Origin of the sequence: Chitinophaga skermanii, from assembly GCF_003259335.1 — a bacterium.
Taxonomy (GTDB): domain Bacteria; phylum Bacteroidota; class Bacteroidia; order Chitinophagales; family Chitinophagaceae; genus Chitinophaga; species Chitinophaga skermanii.
In genome coordinates this window covers 502675-521373 of the sequence record NZ_QLLL01000005.1, presented here as the reverse complement: position 1 = coordinate 521373, position 18699 = coordinate 502675, and the positions used below count along the sequence as shown (strand labels likewise).

The 18699-nt window shown below is 42.6% G+C and carries 17 protein-coding genes; 10 read left to right on the top strand and 7 right to left on the bottom strand.

The features are described from left to right. Positions 1–6: 6 nt before the first annotated feature. The 5 genes from trmD to LX64_RS15435 form a co-directional block, all read right to left on the bottom strand. Entirely contained in the window at positions 7–678 is a 672-nt protein-coding gene (trmD, locus tag LX64_RS15455) for a tRNA (guanosine(37)-N1)-methyltransferase TrmD (protein ID WP_111598565.1), read from the bottom strand. A gap of 17 nt (positions 679–695) precedes the next feature. Then, positions 696–1214 (bottom strand): ribosome maturation factor RimM, encoded by a 519-nt coding sequence (gene rimM, locus LX64_RS15450; protein ID WP_111598564.1) that lies wholly within the window; start codon positions 1212–1214, stop codon positions 696–698. 153 nt (positions 1215–1367) lie between these two features. Next, the gene (rpsP, locus tag LX64_RS26490) at positions 1368–1817 is read right to left on the bottom strand and encodes a 30S ribosomal protein S16 (protein ID WP_111598563.1); all 450 of its coding nucleotides are present in this window, start codon (positions 1815–1817) and stop codon (positions 1368–1370) included. A 117-nt stretch (positions 1818–1934) separates the two neighbouring features. After that, positions 1935–3260 carry a signal recognition particle protein gene (ffh, locus tag LX64_RS15440; protein WP_111598562.1) on the bottom strand — a complete coding sequence of 442 codons (1326 nt, stop codon included), beginning with the start codon at positions 3258–3260 and terminating at the stop codon, positions 1935–1937. Positions 3261–3402: 142 nt separating this feature from the next. Next, positions 3403–4278, bottom strand: a complete 876-nt coding sequence (locus tag LX64_RS15435; RefSeq protein ID WP_211324823.1) for a sigma-70 family RNA polymerase sigma factor — start codon at positions 4276–4278, stop codon at positions 3403–3405. A 426-nt stretch (positions 4279–4704) separates the two neighbouring features. Between LX64_RS15435 and LX64_RS15425 the strand changes: the two genes are divergently transcribed. Then, a complete protein-coding gene (locus LX64_RS15425) occupies positions 4705–5085 on the top strand; it encodes an START-like domain-containing protein (protein WP_111598559.1) in 381 nt (126 codons plus the stop codon). Here LX64_RS15425 and LX64_RS15420 read toward each other — a convergent pair. Next, positions 5082–5732 carry a hypothetical protein gene (locus tag LX64_RS15420; protein WP_148707338.1) on the bottom strand — a complete coding sequence of 217 codons (651 nt, stop codon included), beginning with the start codon at positions 5730–5732 and terminating at the stop codon, positions 5082–5084. The genes LX64_RS15425 and LX64_RS15420 overlap by 4 nt on opposite strands. Before the next feature lie 162 nt (positions 5733–5894). Here LX64_RS15420 and LX64_RS15415 point away from each other — a divergent pair, with 162 nt between their 5' ends. The 4 genes from LX64_RS15415 to LX64_RS15400 all read left to right on the top strand — a co-directional run bounded on the left by LX64_RS15415 (position 5895) and on the right by LX64_RS15400 (position 11119). Then, positions 5895–7349, top strand: a complete 1455-nt coding sequence (locus LX64_RS15415; RefSeq protein WP_111598557.1) for an LptF/LptG family permease — start codon at positions 5895–5897, stop codon at positions 7347–7349. An 80-nt stretch (positions 7350–7429) separates the two neighbouring features. Further along, positions 7430–8110, top strand: coding sequence for a phosphatase PAP2 family protein (locus LX64_RS15410; RefSeq protein WP_111598556.1), 681 nt, complete (start codon positions 7430–7432; stop codon positions 8108–8110). Between the two features lie 99 nt (positions 8111–8209). Next, positions 8210–9847 carry an ArnT family glycosyltransferase gene (locus LX64_RS15405; RefSeq protein WP_111598645.1) on the top strand — a complete coding sequence of 546 codons (1638 nt, stop codon included), beginning with the start codon at positions 8210–8212 and terminating at the stop codon, positions 9845–9847. A gap of 345 nt (positions 9848–10192) precedes the next feature. Then, complete coding sequence (locus LX64_RS15400) at positions 10193–11119, top strand: hypothetical protein (RefSeq protein ID WP_111598555.1); 927 nt, start codon at positions 10193–10195, stop codon at positions 11117–11119. A gap of 430 nt (positions 11120–11549) precedes the next feature. Here the strand turns inward: LX64_RS15400 and LX64_RS15390 are convergent, their stop codons facing one another. Beyond that, positions 11550–12272, bottom strand: coding sequence for a superoxide dismutase (locus LX64_RS15390; protein WP_111598553.1), 723 nt, complete (start codon positions 12270–12272; stop codon positions 11550–11552). Between the two features lie 626 nt (positions 12273–12898). Between LX64_RS15390 and LX64_RS15385 the strand changes: the two genes are divergently transcribed. Genes LX64_RS15385 through LX64_RS15365 form a run of 5 tightly spaced genes read left to right on the top strand, consistent with a single transcriptional unit; the run spans position 12899 to position 18423 of the window. Continuing rightward, a complete protein-coding gene (locus LX64_RS15385; protein WP_111598552.1) occupies positions 12899–13999 on the top strand; it encodes a ThiF family adenylyltransferase in 1101 nt (366 codons plus the stop codon). A gap of 30 nt (positions 14000–14029) precedes the next feature. Continuing rightward, positions 14030–14740: a hypothetical protein gene (locus LX64_RS15380; protein WP_111598551.1), complete on the top strand. Its 711-nt coding sequence runs from the start codon at positions 14030–14032 to the stop codon at positions 14738–14740. A gap of 59 nt (positions 14741–14799) precedes the next feature. After that, the gene (locus tag LX64_RS26360; RefSeq protein ID WP_211324822.1) at positions 14800–16920 is read left to right on the top strand and encodes a sensor histidine kinase; all 2121 of its coding nucleotides are present in this window, start codon (positions 14800–14802) and stop codon (positions 16918–16920) included. 5 nt (positions 16921–16925) lie between these two features. Beyond that, positions 16926–18023, top strand: a complete 1098-nt coding sequence (locus LX64_RS15370) for a sensor histidine kinase (RefSeq protein ID WP_111598549.1) — start codon at positions 16926–16928, stop codon at positions 18021–18023. Then, positions 18007–18423, top strand: a complete 417-nt coding sequence (locus LX64_RS15365; RefSeq protein ID WP_111598548.1) for a response regulator — start codon at positions 18007–18009, stop codon at positions 18421–18423. Before LX64_RS15370 ends, LX64_RS15365 begins: the two co-directional genes overlap by 17 nt. The last annotated feature ends 276 nt before the right edge of the window (positions 18424–18699 follow it).

Genomic DNA, 18699 nt, shown 5'->3' with positions numbered 1-18699 from the left:
ATTGGTTTATAATAAGTCTGGTCGACGTTCCTGCGTTCTTTTCAGTGCCTGTTCGTGCCGCCAATCCTCGATTTTTCTATGATCTCCACTCAATAATACTTCCGGTACCTTCCATCCCCTAAACTCCTCCGGCCGAGTGTACACCGGTGGCGCCAATAAATCATCCTGGAATGAATCAAATAATGCCGACGTTTCGTCGTTCAATACCCCCGGCAACAACCTGCCAATGCTGTCTACCAACACCGCAGCCGCCAATTCTCCCCCAGATAACACGTAATCTCCTATCGAAATCTCCAACGTCACATAATGCTCGCGAATACGCTCGTCGATGCCTTTATAATGACCGCAAATCATTAATAAATTGCCTTTGAGCGACAAGGTATTAGCAATCCGCTGGTTCAAGGTTTTACCATCCGGGGTTAAATAAATGATCTCATCGTATGTAACCTCCTTTTGAAGGCTCTCGATGGCATTTACCAAAGGTTCTACCATCATTACCATACCTGCCCCGCCGCCAAACTGGTAGTCATCTACCTGCTTTTGCTTTTGGGTGGAGTAATCGCGGAGGTGATGTAAATTCACTTCCAACAAGCCTTTTGTTTTCGCTCTCTTTAAAATAGAGTGAGAAAACGGGCTCTCCAATAACTCCGGCATTACGCTAATGATATCGATTCTCATCTTTTCAGTCAGTTATATTACAGGTAAAGGTCGATTAAACCATCCGGGAGGCGTAAAAGTACCGACTGGTCCTTCTTATTCACCTTCACCAAGGTTTGCTCATTCAATGGTAACAGTACCTCTTTATCGTTGATCATCACTTTTGCCAGCACTTGCATAGGCATTTCAATCACTTCTTCAATCTTTCCCAATTCGCCCCTTTCTTCGTCATTTGCCATAAAGCCTAGTAGCGATAACGGCGAACTGCTGGCCGCTTGTTGTTTAAAATCGTCTTCCGATAGGTATACATTCTTTGGAACGATCTTTTGGGCCTGTTCGCGCGATTCGATGCCTTCTAGTTTGAGATACACGTTTTCGTGGTCTTTGGCTTTGGCACTTGTAACGAAATAAGGGATAAAACTATTCTTCTTTTCTTCCACGAAAATCGCTTCCACGCCTTTCAAGGAAGTCTTCTTTCCCAAGCTATGCTTCAAAACTACTTCGCCATTGATACCAAAGGCGGCCGTAAGTTTCCCGATGCTAAAGTAATTATTCATGATGCGAGTGAGGGTGCTTGTACATTCAATGGCATGGTAAAAAATTACCGCCGGCCATTACCTGGAAGGGTGCATATAGCAAGCCCTGGATAAAAAGCAAAAAGGGAACTTTGCGAGCAAATTTCCCTTTTTGAAGTATTTGTAAGCAAAAAATTATGCTTCTTCGCCTTCAGATGGAGCTGGAGCTGCTGGAGCATCTTCAACTTTTCTTACGATCGGAGTAGCTACTCTTGCTCTTTTGTTTGCTTCACGACGAGAAGATACTTTTTGTTCGTGATCTGCTTGCCATTGTTCGAATTTTTTGTACGCTGTAGGCTCATCAAACAAACCTAATTGTACACCTCTCAACAAGTGTTTCAAGTAAAGAACACCTTTGAATGATAAAATTCTTCTAACAGTATCAGTAGGTTGTGCACCTTTCTGTAACCAACGTAACGCTTTTTCAGTGTCGATGTTGATAGAAGCTGGAACTGTTAATGGATTGTAAGTACCGATCTTTTGGATGAACTTACCATCTCTTGGGGCGCGAGCGTCTGCTACTACGATAAAGTAAAACGGTCTCTTTTTAGCGCCATGTCTTTGTAAACGGATCTTTACTGGCATAAATAAGTCGAATTATTTGTTGCGAGTTAAAAAATAATTTTTAATTGGGCAGCAAATGTACTCCACAATTTTCAAAAATCAAAACTCTTGCAGCAAAAGTTTTAAAAAAGTTGTTTATTATCTACCTAAGCCTTTGAAACCGCGGGCTCCTCCTGGTATTTTATTCATAGATTTCATCATTTGGCGCATTTGGTCGAATTGCTTCATGAATTGGTTCACATCTGTAATGTTTTTACCGCTTCCTTTCGCAATACGCTGCCTGCGACTGCCATTAATGAGATCCGGGTTGCCCCTTTCTTCCGGCGTCATCGAGTTAATCATCGCCTCAATACCCTTAAAGGCATCGTCGCTAATATCGATATCTTTCACCGCTTTACCAATCCCCGGGATCATTCCTAACAAATCTTTAAGGCTACCCATTTTCTTGATTTGTTGCAATTGCTCCTTGAAATCGTCGAAATCGAACTGGTTTTGGCGAATCTTTTTCTCTAATTTCTTCGCCTGCTCTTCGTCGAACTGCGCTTGCGCACGCTCAACAAGGGTGGTAATATCACCCATACCCAAAATACGCTGGGCCATCCTTTCAGGGTAGAAAACGTCGAGCGTATCGAGCTTTTCACCCATACTTACGAACTTAATCGGCTTATTTACCGTGTATTTGATCGTAAGGGCGGCACCACCACGGGTATCACCATCTAACTTGGTTAATACAACACCCGAGAAGTCTAAACGGTCGTTGAAGGCTTTCGCTGTGTTAACAGCATCCTGGCCCGTCATCGAATCCACTACGAACAATATCTCTTGCGGGTTCACCGCCGCCTTAATGTTCGCTACCTCGGTCATCATTACCTCGTCTACCGCCAAACGACCGGCCGTATCGATGATAATAACGTTGTTGCCATTCGCTTTCGCTTGCTTGATGGCATTTTGCGCGATTTCTACCGCGTTTTTATTTTCAGGCTCGCTGTAGACTTCTACGCCGATCTGCGAACCGAGTACTTGTAATTGGTCGATCGCAGCTGGGCGGTAAATATCGCCTGCTACTAACAACGGTTTTTTAGCCTTTTTGGTTTTCAAAAAGTTCGCCAACTTACCGGAAAACGTTGTTTTACCGGAACCTTGCAAACCTGCGATCAAGATAATGGTAGGGTTAGGTTTCAAATCAACCTCTACCTCGGTATTACCCATCAGGGATACCAACTCATCCTTCACGATCTTTACCATTAACTGGCCAGGAGAAATGGCTGTAATTACCTTTTCACCCAGTGCTTTATCTTTTACACGGTCGGTAAATTCTTTAGCGATTTTGTAGTTAACATCCGCGTCAACAAGAGCACGACGGATCTCTTTCACGGTAGAGGCTACGTTAATATCGGAAATTCGTCCTTCCCCTTTAAGTTGCTTAAACGCCCCTTCGAGCCGCTCCGATAAAGATTCAAACATTGCTATATTTTTTTGTAATGAATTGCTGTTGCTAAATAAAAATGGTGAATATTTTAGAAATACTCACCATTTAAAGGTCGGCAAAAATAAGTTTTATTTTAAAATTTCGTTCATGCAATCTTATAGCATGATCTCCTCCAATTTAGTTTCCGAGGTAATTTCTTAACAGCTTACTGCGCGAAGTCGTACGTAGCTTGGTAATAGCCTTGTCCTTAATCTGGCGAACACGTTCGCGGGTTAAACCAAATTTTTCCCCGATATCCTCGAGCGACATAGGATGTTCCACGGCAATACCGAAGTATAGCATGATCACATCTTTCTGGCGATCGGTGAGTGTTGAAAGAGATCTTTCGATTTCGCGGCGAAGCGAATCGTGGTGATCGAGCTCTTCGTCGGCACTAGAAGCATTAGGGTTTTCCAATACATCCAATAACGAGTTATCTTCTCCATCAATAAAAGGGGCATCCATCGACACGTGGCGCGCCGCTACTCCTAGTGTAGCTTCTACTTCCTCGGTGTTGATCTCGAGAATAGTAGCCAATTCGTCGGGAGATGGTTCCCTTTCGTATTCTTGTTCAAGCTGTGAATAAGCTTTACTGATTTTATTTGAGAGACCTACTTTGTTCAATGGCAAACGAACAATACGCGATTGCTCTGCCAAAGCCTGCAAAATAGATTGACGAATCCACCATACGGCGTATGAAATAAATTTAAAACCACGTGTTTCATCAAAACGTTGTGCCGCCTTGATTAAGCCGAGGTTACCTTCGTTGATAAGGTCGCTCAGCGATAAACCTTGGTTTTGATATTGTTTGGCCACGGAAACAACGAAACGTAGGTTAGCTTTTGTTAGTTTCTCTAAAGCGCGCTGATCTCCTTGCTTAATACGGATCGCCAGGTTAACTTCCTCCTCCGGTGTAATAAGGTCCACTTTCCCTATTTCCTGGAGATATTTTTCCAACGACTGCGATTCCCTGTTGGTGATAGACTTGGTGATTTTTAGTTGGCGCATTGACATAGCATCGGAACAGTTACAGGTAAATAAAAGTTAATTAGAAGAATGCGTAACAAAAATAACTTTTTTTAGAAACGACCCAAAAAAAATAATTTATTGTTAAATCCTTTTCAAACAAAATCGATTGAGTGTTTAAATATTGGTTTTCAATAAGTAAAAAAACCGCGGTGGCAGGCACTTTGAAGCAATCGCCTGGAATGCTGAATAGCAAAGGGTTACAAAGGAATTTATCGAGATAGGCCAAAATTAGCGCCCAAAGTACATATGGACGCATTTTTAAATTATGATTAGCTTTAATATATAAATTAATATTAAATCGTATCTAAATAAAAGTTAAATCCTCGGAAATATTTAAAAATTTATTTTGATAAATTAAATATTTTTCTATAATTGCAGCCAGATGGTTTTGAATTTTTAATAATTTGAGCGATGTCAAAGAAAGTGCAATATGAGATAGAATATCCAGTAAGATGCTCACCAGGTATTTTATATGAATTTCTAAGTACCCCCGCAGGCCTGCAAGAATGGTTTGCCGATAAAGTTGATTTTAGGGATAACGTGTTTTCCTTTTCGTGGAACGGTTCCGTGGAAGAAGCTGAAGTGTTGGAACAAGAAGAAGATGAATTCATCCGCTTACATTGGCTCCACGCCCCGAAAGAAGAGTTTTTTGAATTTCGTATACAAATATCCGAAGTTACAAATGAAACAATCTTAGTCGTTAGAGACTTCGCTGAAAAAAAGGAAATTAAGGACCAGAGCCAGTTATGGGACTACCAGATTAAAGACCTATTTCACCGCATCGGTAACTAAAGCGCAGCACGCCCGCCAAGATTTTGATCGTACAACATACCCAGCAGTACCGTATAAGCATGGACGGTTAAGGGTATTATATTTCCCCAGTCACTTAGCGCAAACGGCTTTGCCAGCTTAATGAAGGATGACTCCAACACTCGTTGCTCCCACTCACTTTGCTGCATTTTACTAATGGATCTATAGTTGGTATCATCAAAATGATGCAACCATGGGTCGGCATGTATACATACGGAAAATCCCTCGCCCGCCAATTGCTCCCTACAAGCTAGCAATTTAGCGGCATACCTATCTTTAACCTCGCCCGCCAAGTGCAGCGTACAGGAAAAATATTGCCCCCACCAGAACATCGTCCTAAAGGCAAATACCTCCGCTCCCTTAAATAACCTTGGATAATCCAATATCACCCAAGGCAAATGCTCATACTTCTCCCCCTTCGATATCTTCGCCCCGTATTGCAAACAATTCCCCGGGAACGCAAACTCCCCCGTTATACTCGTTTCCGCCAAGGCCCCCTGCAACACTCCCATCATCTCGTACACCTTGTCGATTACCCGGTTCTTCGCATAAATAAATTCCGCATCCCGGGCAATCGCCCATTCCGCCGCGCTTAATTCGTAATTGGTACCCCCTCTTTCTGCTGTCATATCCTTCATTTTTTGTAATTCATACCCCTTTACTTTCAGAAATATGATAATTTAACGCTATTTTCAGTAATTGGCAGTTTACGCATTGCTTTATTCGTACTATTTTTGCTCTCCGTAAAAATAAAAGCCAACTTTTAATTTTACGTTCCTAAAAAGCAACTGGTGAAGAAACTCGATAAACTCATTATAAAAACATTTTTCGGCCCATTCGTAGCGACTTTCTTCGTTACGCTCTTCGTGTTAATGATGCAATTCCTCTGGAAATACATCGACGACCTCGTAGGTAAAGGGCTCGAAACCGGCGTTATCATTACCTTACTCACCTACACCAGCGCCAGCTTGGTACCTTTGGCCCTGCCTTTGGCGGTACTATTATCGTCGATTATGACCTTCGGTAACCTCGGCGAAAGCTTCGAACTCGTTGCGCTTAAATCCGCCGGTATTTCCTTGCTACGCTTCATTAGCCCACTCCTCGTAGTGTGTTCTATTATCGCGTTCCTCGCCTTCAACTTCGCCAACTACGTAATTCCCGTAGCCAATTTAAAGGCGAAGATGTTGCTCTACGAAATCACTAAAACCAAACCCGCCTTCAATATCAAGCAAGGCACTTTCTATAACGATATTCCTGGCTACACCATCAAAGTATCCAAAAAAGATAACGACAACAGAACCATTCACAACGTAATGGTATTCGATCGCGATCCCAATGGCGCCGTACGTAGCAATGGCGACCGTGTTATCCTCGCGAAAAAAGGTATCATGACCCTCTCGCCGGATAAAAAATACTTGTATTTCATCTTGGAAGATGGCTGGCGTTATGAAGAACGATTCACGCCTACCGGTACCGGTGGCGAACTGATCCGCCTTCACTTCAAAAAATATACAAAAGCTTTCGATCTCACTTCTTTTGCCCTCAACCGCCTAGATGTGAACATGTTCTCGAGCTTGAACCAAATGCTCAATATTCGCCAACTAGATAAGTCGATCGACTCTACAAAGCGTACACAAGATTCGTTGGTGAAAAATGTGCATGCCTATGTTACGTCGCGCTACCCATTCTACCGTTGGAACGATACGGGTTGGGCTAAAACGGCACCGCCGGTGGCAAAAGACATTAAATCGTACTTCGATTTAGTAGCCCCCGAACGCCGCTCGATGGTATTAGAACGTGCCGAGCAGCAAATGAATGATGTATTCAACAACCTCAAATATACCGCTGAAGATTACGATGGTAAAACCGGTAACATACGCTCTGCAAAAGTAGAGTGGCAGCGGAAATTCACACTATCCTTCTCTTGTATCGTGATGTTTATGGTGGGCGCCCCTTTGGGTTCCATTATCAGGAAAGGTGGCCTAGGTATGCCGCTTGTATTGGCCGTGATATTCTTCGTTATCTTCAACGTGTTCTTCATGGTGGGCGAAAAAATGTCGCGCAGCGGGGTATTAGCAACGTGGTCGGGCATGTGGCTCTCCAATGCTATATTAATTCCGATTGCTGTGTTCCTAGTATACAAGGCACTCAATGATTCTCAATTGTTTAACAAGGAATTCTATTTCCGCTTCTTCCAAAAAATAAAGAAGGCCATTATCAAGAAGAAAACTTTAGCAGAAAATTAATACAAATCTAATGTCGAAATAAGCCCTGTCGTTGAAAAGTCGCGTTATATTTACGGAGACCTACAACAAAATATTCGACATTGAAAACACTTCTTACGCTCGTACGCAAGAACCGTTATTTTTTTGTGCCGTTCTTAGCATGGGCCATCATTGGAGGACTATTGCCGCTTTACTTTAGCAAGGAAACATTATTCTTAACCATCAACGGTCCGCGCAGTTTGTGGTTAGATTATTTTCAAACGGGTCTCACTTATATTGGTGATGGCGTTACGTTTGGAGCTTTGCTAATTGGGTTGTTAATCGGGAAGAAATTCAGGTTATTTTTAGTAGGCACTGCTGCCTTCTTATTTGTAGCCATCGTTGTACAGCTGATTAAGCATTACATCGACGCACCACGCCCGATTGCTTATTTCCCAGATCCATCTATTGTGCATACAGTAGCTTGGGTAAATGTTCACAGCAGCCTTAGTTTCCCATCGGGCCACACCTCTACAGCATTTGCCATGTGTTGTTTTACAGCGATGATGTTGCCGGTAAAAGCACAAAAATGGGCACTTGCCTTATTCGCCATCGCACTCCTTGCAGGCTATTCGCGCATTTATTTAGCGCAACACTTCTACGAGGATGTATACGTGGGAAGCATCATTGGCACTACCGCCAGCTTATTGATGTTCTGGTTATTTGAATTAAGAAACACGGGCGCTGCTTATAGGCAAAAAACAGCCTTGCAGAATGCTACCGCCAACTTAAACGCGCTATAACCGGCCATTTTTCCCTATAACTTCCCTTATCCACACACTTACTTATAATAATCCCTATAACTATTCGTTATGGAATACAAGCACCATAACTATATCGGCATGAAGAATCTACTGATCGTATTAGTAGCAGCTATCCTATTTATCCCATTTTTGGGATCAGCTCACTTATTTGACTGGGACGAGATCAATTTCGCGGAATGCGCGAGAGAAATGTTATACACACACAATTATTCCCAAGTACAGATCGATTTCCAACCTTTCTGGGAAAAGCCGCCATTGTTTATTTGGCTGCAAGTTTTAAGTATGAAAGTTTTCGGGGTGAATGAATTTGCCGCGCGTTTCCCGAACGCCGTAGTAGGTATTGCCACCTTATTGATATTATTCAACATCGGCCGTAGGTTAATCGACGAGAAATTCGGCTTTTGGTGGATGTTACTGTACGCAGGATCGTGGCTGCCCGGGTTTTATTTCAAATCGGGTATTATCGATCCCACCTTTAACCTATTTATATTCTTAGCGATCTATTTCGCATACATGATTCGATATACAGCGAAGCCCAACCGCGCCGCTATTCTAAGCGGTGTATTCTTAGGCTTGGCCGTGCTTACAAAAGGACCGGTAGCCATTCTCGTGGCCTTGTTAGTACTCCTTGTTTACTGGGTATACAACAAGTTCAACATCAGCCTTACTATCAAACAAATATTATTGATCACCGCTTTCACGGCTGTTACTACTTTATTGTGGTTTGGCTATGAAATCGTTACCCATGGATGGTGGTTTGTAAACGAATTCGTGGCTTACCAGGTTAGGCTACTTACTACCGGCGATGCCGGTCACGATGGGCCTTTCTTCTACCATTGGATAGTACTATTAACCGGTTGTTTCCCAGCCAGCATATTCTTATTAACCTATTTGCAAAACATCCGCAGCAAGTCGGTGTACCTTAGTTCTCCCATCCCGGTAAAGGATTTTAGCAAATGGATGTGGATATTGTTTTGGGTGGTACTGTTATTATTCTCGATTGTAAAAACGAAGATTGTACATTATTCTTCCTTGTGTTATTTCCCGCTTACTTACTTGGCTGCTATACAGGTACAACGCCTAACAGAGGGCCGATTTAGTATGAAGAAATGGACTATCATTCTCTTGCTATTGATAGGCGTACTATTGGGTATAGCCATAGGTAGCTTGCCTTTGGTGGGTATTTACAAAAACGAATTAATACCATATATCGGCGATAAATTTGCCGTAGCCAACTTGCAAGCAGATGTGCCGTGGGCATATTGGGAAATGATATTTGGATGGGCATATGTGTTGGTGGTGATCATATGCGGTGTATTATTGTGGAAGAAGAAAATCCAACAAGCCTGCATCACCATCTTCGTAGGCACCCTGCTCATGATGCAAATAACCATGGCGCACTTCGTTCCAAAAATAGAAGGCTATTCACAAGCCGCCGCCATCGAGTTTTTCCAACAATTCCAAGGAAAGGATGTGTACGTACAAGCCCTCGACTACCACAGCTACGCGAAACTCTTCTACACGAAAAAAGTACCGCCTAGCAACAAAAACTATTACGACCGTGATTGGTTATTAAATGGCAACGTGGATAAACCCACCTATTTCATCTGCCGCATCACCGATGCCGCCCCTTATCTCACCCACCCGAACCTAGAAAAGATCGGCGAGAAAAACGGCTTCGTATTCTTTCAACGCAAACCGGTAGCTCACCCCTAATATGGAGTAGCTAGTAAAGTATATACATCCCGGTTACGATAAGCAACCGGGATATTTGTTATAAAGTAAATACCAATTACGTCCCTATTCTTTCCCTATAGTTTCTCTGTAACTTCCCAGTAATCTCTCTGTAACTTCTCTGTAGTTTCTCTGTAATTCACCTATAACTCCCCTTATATCACTTCGTTATAGATAGCATTCCTCATCGGTATTCACCTTATGCTCACCTATTCATTACCTATTGATAATCAACACTTAATTCGTAAAACTATAATAGGAAACACCAAAAAAATTCGTTATCTTCAAGATAGATTCATTCATTTATTAACCTCAATCCATTGTATCATGGGAAAAGTAGTTAACCTCGATATAAGGCAACTATCAAAAATGGCCTTCTATCCCACCGCCAACGGTTATATATGTGTAGCCGCTAACCGTAAACAGCCTAAATGGGGCGAAGGCACCTGTGCCCACCGCCAAGAATTCGGCCGAGCCGCCAAAACATCTGCGGCACTACGCCCCCATTTCCAAGAAACGATGCAACACATCAGCGACCCGGGCATGTACAGGCGTTTATCGGCTCGCTTATTAAAAACCCTTCAACAAGACACTACCCACGAACGTGGCCAACGTACTGTAGAAGCCGGTAATATCAGCAACTTAGCAGGATTCGAGTTCAACAAGAACGTCAACTTCCGCCGCACCTTCCGTGCCTCGTATGAAATCCAACACGATAGGCAACAAGGCCAGGCCCAAGTAATCATTCCTGCATTCCGTCCAGCATCCGAAATCACCCCTCCCAAAAACAGCACCCATTTCAAAATCATCGCCACCCTTCACACCGCCGATTTTGATAACGACCAATACAACAGCACTTGTGCTATAAGTGACACCTTATCACTACAAGCCCCCACAGTAGCCCTTAACATGGCACTTCCCTTTGCAAAAAACAATACCCATCACCACTTCATATCCATCGGCATCATCTTCATAGAAATAGAAAACGCCGTTGAATACACCATCAAAGCCGGCTACCAAAACCCCATGTCCATTTGCAAAGTATTCCCCAAAGTAGCCACCATAGCCCCTCTAAAAGAGGAAGCCCCCATCGCTATCAAAGTAAAACCCTCACTTTCCACCACCCCAAAAATTAACACCCATCACCCCATAATATTAAACGAACGCCAACACCACAAAAGCATCCGAAAGAAATACCGCTCCATCATATCCTCCAAAACAAAAGCACCGCTAGCCCCTCCTAAGCGTAGTTAGCACCACTACCAACATACCCAAAAAACACCCCAGCTTGTATATAATGTATATACAAGCCCCCCCATTACCTTCATCCAAGAAAAGTGAGGTATACGAACATCCTATTTTTAAAAACAGCAAACAGCAGAAAATCCCCCATAAAAATCTACCCCCTCAAACAAACATCCCAACCCCCACCCAGTGAAGAAATCCCAAAGCCCGGCAGCACAGTACCCCCATCGCCCAATCAACGCTCCGATAAAACGCCCCCGCCGTTCACGGGGCGTTTTTCGCCTTTCTTTGGTTACTTTCTTTGGCGAGCAAAGAAAGTAACACAATGGGATGTACCCCAAAACAGAATAGCCGATGCCCTATCAAAATCCATCATAAAACAAAAAAGCACATTGATAAAACCTATCAACGTGCTTCTCAAAAAATAACTTTATAAAAACTACTTCACAGCAGCCTCATACCGCTTACTCACCTCATCCCAATTAATCACATTCCAAAACGCCGTGATATAATCAGGACGACGATTTTGGTACTTCAAGTAATACGCATGTTCCCAAACATCCAAACCTAAAATAGGCGTACCTGTTTCCGACACGAGGCCTGTCATAAGTGGGTTATCTTGGTTAGGCGTTTTAGAAATATTCAACTTCTTATTACCATCAACATACAACCATGCCCAGCCGGAACCGAATACGGTTTTAGCGGCATCATTGAACTTAGATTGGAAAGCGTCGAAAGAACCGAACGTGCTGTTGATAGCAGCGCTGAGTTTGCTGCTTGGAGTGGTTTTCTTAGGAGAAAGGATTGTCCAGAACAGGCTGTGGTTATAATGACCACCCGCGTTGTTGCGAATAGCAGGTTCTTTAGCAGATACTTTAGCGAGAATTTCGGCTAATGACAAAGAAGCCCAAGTAGTGCCATTGAGGGCATCGTTTAGGTTTTTCACGTAAGCGGCGTGGTGCTTATCGTGGTGTATTTCCATTGTCATTTTATCGAAATTGGGTTCGAGTGCATCGAAGCCATAAGGGAGGGCTGGTAAAGTAAAGGGTGCTTTATCAGCAATAGAGAGGGTAGATTTGTTACCTGCGAGCAAGCCACTTGGGTTTGCGAGTGCGGCTACACCGGCCATACCGGCTATTTTCAGGAATTCTCTTTTATGCATAAAATAAAGTTGTATTGCAAATCTAATTGATCAGCATTTAATGGCTGCAAATATTACACCAACTGTAAAGGGTGCTAGAGAATCATATAGTAATTATACTAAATATAATATAATTTTGATTAAATTTTAGCGGAAATCTGGAAAAGTAATAGAATAATATAGTTTAATTTGAAATTAATTGCTATTTTACTTTTGTATTCATGTGTAGCAGTAATAGTATTTAATCATTTGGAAAAATGGAGCTATTTATCCCTGGTAGCAACTGCCTTCAATTGCGCGGTATGCGTCGTAATTTGAATAAATGCCGCTATCTTTACAGCCCCATCTGTTGCTCCAGTTGGGGGGTAATCCTTCAAATACTAACTACTCGAAAATACTATTTTCCATCATTTTCGTTGTGCCATTTAACCCGCGAAGGACCATATTAGCTTTATTATAAACTATTTGCCAACAAAAAATTAAACCTATCACCCATGCGAAAAGCCTTTACAAGTAACCATGTATTATATATGTATTCACCACTGTTTACCGGTTTTGTAGCGTATGATATGGCATGTGCGGTGGCTGAATTATCTCAGAATAAAAGCTAAGTATAAGAATAGCAATATAACCAAGCCAGATTAGCAATGACTATTAAAGACAGAGTACAACAAGAGAAACAACAAGAGCAGGTCTATCAACCTGTTTTCTACCGGCTAAAGGATAAAACGCAACAACAGGCGCTAGAGGAATTGGTAAGTGCACATCCGTACATTCGCGTGTACGACGAAATTATTTCGCAATTAAGAGAACTGGTAAAATCGCTTCACCCCACGAAACGACTCACCGAAGAAGAAATCGAAGTAGCCGTGAAGGAGCATGTTGGCAGCACGCCCTTAGAACAATACGGTGTATGGGTATATTATCCATGGATCCATAAAGTGGTGCATATCGTAGATGAAGAAGAATTCATCCTACTCCGCACCTCCCGCAATCTCCACAAAATTACTGCCGAAGAAAGAGATATTTTAAGGAAAAAGAAATTAGGCGTAATTGGATTGTCGGTAGGACAAAGCATCGCGCTTACACTCGTGATGGAACGTTTGTGCGGCGAAATTCGCTTGTCGGACTTCGATGCTTTAGAATTAACCAATATGAACCGTATCCGTACGGGTATCCATAATTTAAGCATCCCGAAAGTAATAATCGCTGCCCGGGAAATCGCCGAATTAGACCCTTTTGTTAAAGTAGTATGTTATACAGATGGGGCAACGGAACAAAACCTCGACGACTTCTTAACAAAAGATGGTCAACTCGATATATTGATTGAAGAATGTGATGGTATCGACATCAAAATTATCAGTCGCATTAAAGCAAAAGCACTTAAAATGCCCGTGGTGATGGAGATGAACGACCGGGGCATGTTAGATATAGAGCGTTACGATTTACATCCTGATTACCCCATGATGCACGGACTCATTCCCGACATCGATCCCCTGAAGCTGAAGCACTTATCGAATGAAGAAAAAGTGCCGATTCTAGGACCGATGGTAGGTATGCAAGATATGAGCCCGCGTATGAAGTATTCGCTGAGTGAAATAGGTAAAACAATTACAACATGGCCACAGCTTGCCTCTTCCGTAGTGTTGGGCGGCGCCATGGTGGCAGATACGTGCAGGAGAATATTGTTGAACCAGTTGCAATCGTCGGGTAGGTATTATGTAGACTTTGACAAACTAATCTCTTAACCGGCCTTACACCACAAAACCTGAGCAACCATGAGTGTCACGATAAATGTAAGGGCTTTTATTGCACCGGATGACCCGGAAGCATGCATGCGGTTTTATGAGGGACACAGCAAACTGCTCGAAATTTATTACGGTATTGCGAAAATCACATCGGGTAACCAAGATTGGGTGCAACACCGTGATACAATTGTAGTCATCGTAGAAGATGAAACCGGTAGTAAAACGTATGGCGGGGCCCGTGTACAATTAGCAGATGGCATTTTACCTTTACCCATCGAAACAGCGATCGGTAAATACGATCCAAAGATTCATGATTACGTGAAGAAAGGGAGCGCAGAAATCTGTGGCATGTGGAATTCTAAAGAAGTAGCCGGCATGGGCATCGGTAGCCTTATATTATGTAGAGTAGCCGTAGCTTTAATGTCGCAATTACCTATAAATAGGGTGCACGTACTTTGCGCCCCCATCACTACGCGGATGGGCCGACGAGTAGGTGCCGTGATTGATACATCCCTTGGTAACGAGGGCACTTTTTATTACCCAAAAGACGATTTCATTGCCACTGCCATGGTCATTGAAGACGTGGACGTTTTATCAAATGCTGAACCCAACGAACGCGAGTTGATGTTCGAATTGCGCAAGAACCCCGTACAAATGCGAACAGAAACAGGCCCGAAAGGTTCGTATGATGTAAATTACCAGTTAAAAATTGATAACTATTACGCGCCAGAAAACGCGTAAACCCGGCACGCATAAAGATCATGTATATACGTTCCTTACTATTCGTTCTACTATTTCATTTGTTTACGCCTCGTGCTCATGCACAGCGTCCCATCGTGTACCGCGATAGCTCCAAGTTATTGCAAATAGGTGGCCATACAGAACTACTCGTCGATAAAAGCGGTAAGCTCACTATCCACGACGTGGAACGGGCTACCTTCACGGCTTCTGCACAAGCAGTACCCAACCTGGGTATCACGCCGTACACTTCTTGGGCTAAGTTTTCTATTAAAAACGAATCCACTTCACCCAAACTACTGGTAGAGGTAGAATATCCAACGATCGACGAGATCACGCTCTACCAAAAGGATGAAGATGGACATTATATCACTACCCAGTTAGGCGAATATAAGAACTTCGATCAGCGCCCCTACAACCACCAGAACTACATTTTCCCCATCCTCATTCCTCCCGGTTCAACACAAGATTTCTTTCTAAAAATTAAAGCCGGCGAACAAGCGCAGCTCCCACTTTACCTTGGTACCGAAACCCAGGTAAATGTGAAGAACACGCAACGGAATTTTATTTTCGGGATATACACGGGGATTATTTTGGTGATGGCGCTGTACAACTTATTTATTGCCATTACAACGAAAGATAGAACCTACCTCATTTACGTTACCTATATCATTTGCGTGGGTCTTACACAGGCATCACAGCATGGCTATACTTTCCGGTATTTATATCCAAATAATACCTGGTTTGCCTTGCATGATACGGTGATCATTCCTATCTTGAACGGGCTAACGGCTGCTATCTTTATTCAATCGTTCCTACATACGAAGGAAAGATACCGTGTAGGGCACCGAATTTTGAACGTGGTGATTGTATTTTACGCGCTGTGCTTCATCCCGATGTTCTTGGATCATTACTTCATAGCACAGATTTGGGTGCAATTGGTAGCAATGATTGGGTCGATCTTGGCACTGTTTATCAGTTACAAGGTAAGCCGAACGGGCTATACGCCGGCCACGTACTTTTTAGTGGCTTGGGGAATTTTCCTCACGAGCGTAATCATATTCGTACTGCGGAACTTCAATATACTGCCGTATAACGATTTCACGTATTACGCGCTGCAATTGGGTTCGGCGGCAGAAGTAACCTTGCTTTCATTCGCCTTGGCCAATAAAATAAATATGTACAGGCGCGAGAAAGAAGCATCACAAGTAATTGCCCTGCAAGTGTCGCAAGAGAATGAGCGCTTGGTACGCGAACAAAACGCCGTGTTAGAAGCGAAAGTGCAAGAACGTACAGAAGAATTACAGTCTAGCAACATTGAGCTGAATAAAACGTTAAAGAGTTTAAAAGAGGCGCAAACCCAGCTGGTAGAATCGGAAAAGATGGCTTCTTTGGGTCAGTTAACCGCCGGTATTGCCCACGAGATCAATAACCCGATCAACTTCGTAACGTCTAATATCAAACCATTGAAGCTCGACTTCGCCGATTTGAAGAGCTTGTTGCAGAAGTATGATGAGCTTGATACGGGTAAAGACGTATCGCGCCAATTACAAGACATCGAAAATTTCAAGCAACAGATCGATATCGATTATGTGCATAACGAAATAGAAACCTTGATACAAGGTATTGAAGATGGTGCCAGCAGAACGGCCGAGATTGTAAAAGGATTGAGAACCTTTAGTAGATTAGACGAGAGTGATTTAAAATCGGTGGACTTACACGAGGGCATCAACTCTACCTTGGTGTTACTACGCAACACCATTCCCACCAACGTGCAAATTGTGCGTGATTTCGACGAATTACCGAAGGTGGAATGTTATGCTGGTAAATTGAACCAAGTGTTCTTAAACATCATCAACAACGCCATTAACGCCATAAAAACGAAGCCCGAGCAGGGCAATGAGCAGTTAACCATTACCACGCGTAAAGTGGATGCTAATACAGTTAGTATTGGTATAAGGGATACGGGCATTGGGATGAGCGAAAAAGTAAAAGAGAAGATATTTGAACCATTCTTTACAACGAAGGACGTGGGCGAAGGAACGGGGTTAGGTTTGTCGATCGTATTTAGTATTATCGAGAAACATCATGGTAAAATTGTCGTAGAATCCACGCCGGGTAAAGGATCAGAATTTATTATATATTTACCACTCAATATTACGAATAACCCTTTGCATAATTAAAGTGCATGAAAAATAGTCGTATCAGGATACTTTACATCGACGATGAGGTCCACAACTTGAATGCATTCCGTGCGAGCTTTCGCAGAAGTTACGAAATCTACACGGCTACTTCCGCGCTGGAAGGGCGGCAACTATTGAAAGGCATTGATGTGCATATTATCATTGCCGATCAGAAAATGCCCGTTACTACCGGTGTTGAATTCTTTCATGACATTAAAAACGTGTTGCCAGAGCCGATTAGGATCTTGCTTACGGGCTATACGGATGTAGAAGATATTATTGATGCGATTAACAAGGGGCATATTTATTCGTATATCAAGAAACCATGGGACGAGCACGAGTTACACCGTACGATCAACAATGCTTACGAGATTTACAATGCCCGTAAACAGTTGAAAGAAAAGATCGTAGAGTTAGAGAAAACAAACGATGAATTGAATCGTTTTATTTATTCTACTTCGCACGATTTACGGTCGCCGTTAATGTCGGTACTGGGTATTATTAACCTTTCGCGGTTAGACAATACGGTCACCGACCCGATGGGTTACATGGATATGATTGAGAGTTGCGTGGTAAAATTGGATGGATTTATACAGAAGATTATCGAATATTACCGTAATTCGCGTTTAGATGTAGAGTATGAGAAAATCGATTTTGCATTGCTTTTGAAAGATTGTACCGATACTTTCAAGCACCAGAATACATCGATCGATTTTCATGTAGATGTTGATCAGCCGTTTGATTTTAAGGGCGATACTTTTAGAATCAGCGTGATTTTAAACAATTTGATTTCAAATGCTGTAAAATACCAGAAACCCGACGCGCAGAGTCCTAAAGTGAACTTGGGCGTAAAAGTGGAGCCGCACAAGGCTACAATACGTATAGAAGACAATGGTATAGGTATCTTAAGTGAGCATTTGAACAACATTTTCAAAATGTTTTTTAGGTCGAAAAACAACAATAAACCCGGAAGCGGCATTGGTTTGTATATCGTAAAAGAAGCGCTCACGAAAATAGGTGGCACCATTAGTGTGGACTCGCAATACGGGGAAGGCACGCAATTTGAAATCACCATCCCGAATAGAAATGAATTCGATTCCTGATTTAAGAATAGTATTAATCGATGACAATGAGATCGACCTTTTGCTGCACGAACGCTTGATCGCCATTCAGCAAATCAGTAGAACGGTACTATCTTTCAACAACGCCAATAAAGCGCTGGAGTATCTCTCGAGCAATGTAACCTTGCCCCAAATTCCGCCAACGGTTATATTGTTAGACATCCAGATGCCGGAAATGGATGGCTTCGAGTTTCTGCGTTCGTTTGATTCGTATCCCAACAAGATTAAGAACCAATGTTACATCATTATGGTATCATCATCGTTGGATTTTGGCGACATTAACCGCACGAATGCGAACCCTTTAGTGGTACGTTTATTAAAGAAACCGTTGCAACCCAGGGAATTAAAAGAAGTCATCGAAGGCATCTTCAAAGAACAGTAGGCAAAATCGGTTTAGCCGATGCTGTAAGATACGCAAAGCGGCGTACTGCATATGAAATGCAGTGCGCCGCTTTTTTGTTATGCACATGTTAACTCGGCCGTTTTTTATGGGTAGTTCGAAATCAAACCTTACATTGCACAGGTATCATTGAATGAAGTTTTATTCGTTCAATTGTTACCCGCCTAGAAAAAACCCCGTTTTTTAACCATTATTTGGAAAAGCCACAGAGTATAAAGTAATGCTTTAGTGTGCCCAACATTAAAAAACAGAGACCTA

What these genes read in the sequence shown, in the direction of transcription:
- trmD (WP_111598565.1), bottom strand. Translation starts at nt 678, where the DNA reads ATGAGAATCGATATCATTAGCGTAATGCCGGAGTTATTGGAGAGCCCG.
- rimM (WP_111598564.1), bottom strand. Translation starts at nt 1,214, where the DNA reads ATGAATAATTACTTTAGCATCGGGAAACTTACGGCCGCCTTTGGTATC.
- rpsP (WP_111598563.1), bottom strand. Translation starts at nt 1,817, where the DNA reads ATGCCAGTAAAGATCCGTTTACAAAGACATGGCGCTAAAAAGAGACCG.
- ffh (WP_111598562.1), bottom strand. Translation starts at nt 3,260, where the DNA reads ATGTTTGAATCTTTATCGGAGCGGCTCGAAGGGGCGTTTAAGCAACTT.
- LX64_RS15435 (WP_211324823.1), bottom strand. Translation starts at nt 4,278, where the DNA reads ATGTCAATGCGCCAACTAAAAATCACCAAGTCTATCACCAACAGGGAA.
- LX64_RS15425 (WP_111598559.1), top strand. Translation starts at nt 4,705, where the DNA reads ATGTCAAAGAAAGTGCAATATGAGATAGAATATCCAGTAAGATGCTCA.
- LX64_RS15420 (WP_148707338.1), bottom strand. Translation starts at nt 5,732, where the DNA reads ATGACAGCAGAAAGAGGGGGTACCAATTACGAATTAAGCGCGGCGGAA.
- LX64_RS15405 (WP_111598645.1), top strand. Translation starts at nt 8,210, where the DNA reads ATGAAGAATCTACTGATCGTATTAGTAGCAGCTATCCTATTTATCCCA.
- LX64_RS15400 (WP_111598555.1), top strand. Translation starts at nt 10,193, where the DNA reads ATGGGAAAAGTAGTTAACCTCGATATAAGGCAACTATCAAAAATGGCC.
- LX64_RS15390 (WP_111598553.1), bottom strand. Translation starts at nt 12,272, where the DNA reads ATGCATAAAAGAGAATTCCTGAAAATAGCCGGTATGGCCGGTGTAGCC.
- LX64_RS15385 (WP_111598552.1), top strand. Translation starts at nt 12,899, where the DNA reads ATGACTATTAAAGACAGAGTACAACAAGAGAAACAACAAGAGCAGGTC.
- LX64_RS15380 (WP_111598551.1), top strand. Translation starts at nt 14,030, where the DNA reads ATGAGTGTCACGATAAATGTAAGGGCTTTTATTGCACCGGATGACCCG.
- LX64_RS15370 (WP_111598549.1), top strand. Translation starts at nt 16,926, where the DNA reads ATGAAAAATAGTCGTATCAGGATACTTTACATCGACGATGAGGTCCAC.
- LX64_RS15365 (WP_111598548.1), top strand. Translation starts at nt 18,007, where the DNA reads ATGAATTCGATTCCTGATTTAAGAATAGTATTAATCGATGACAATGAG.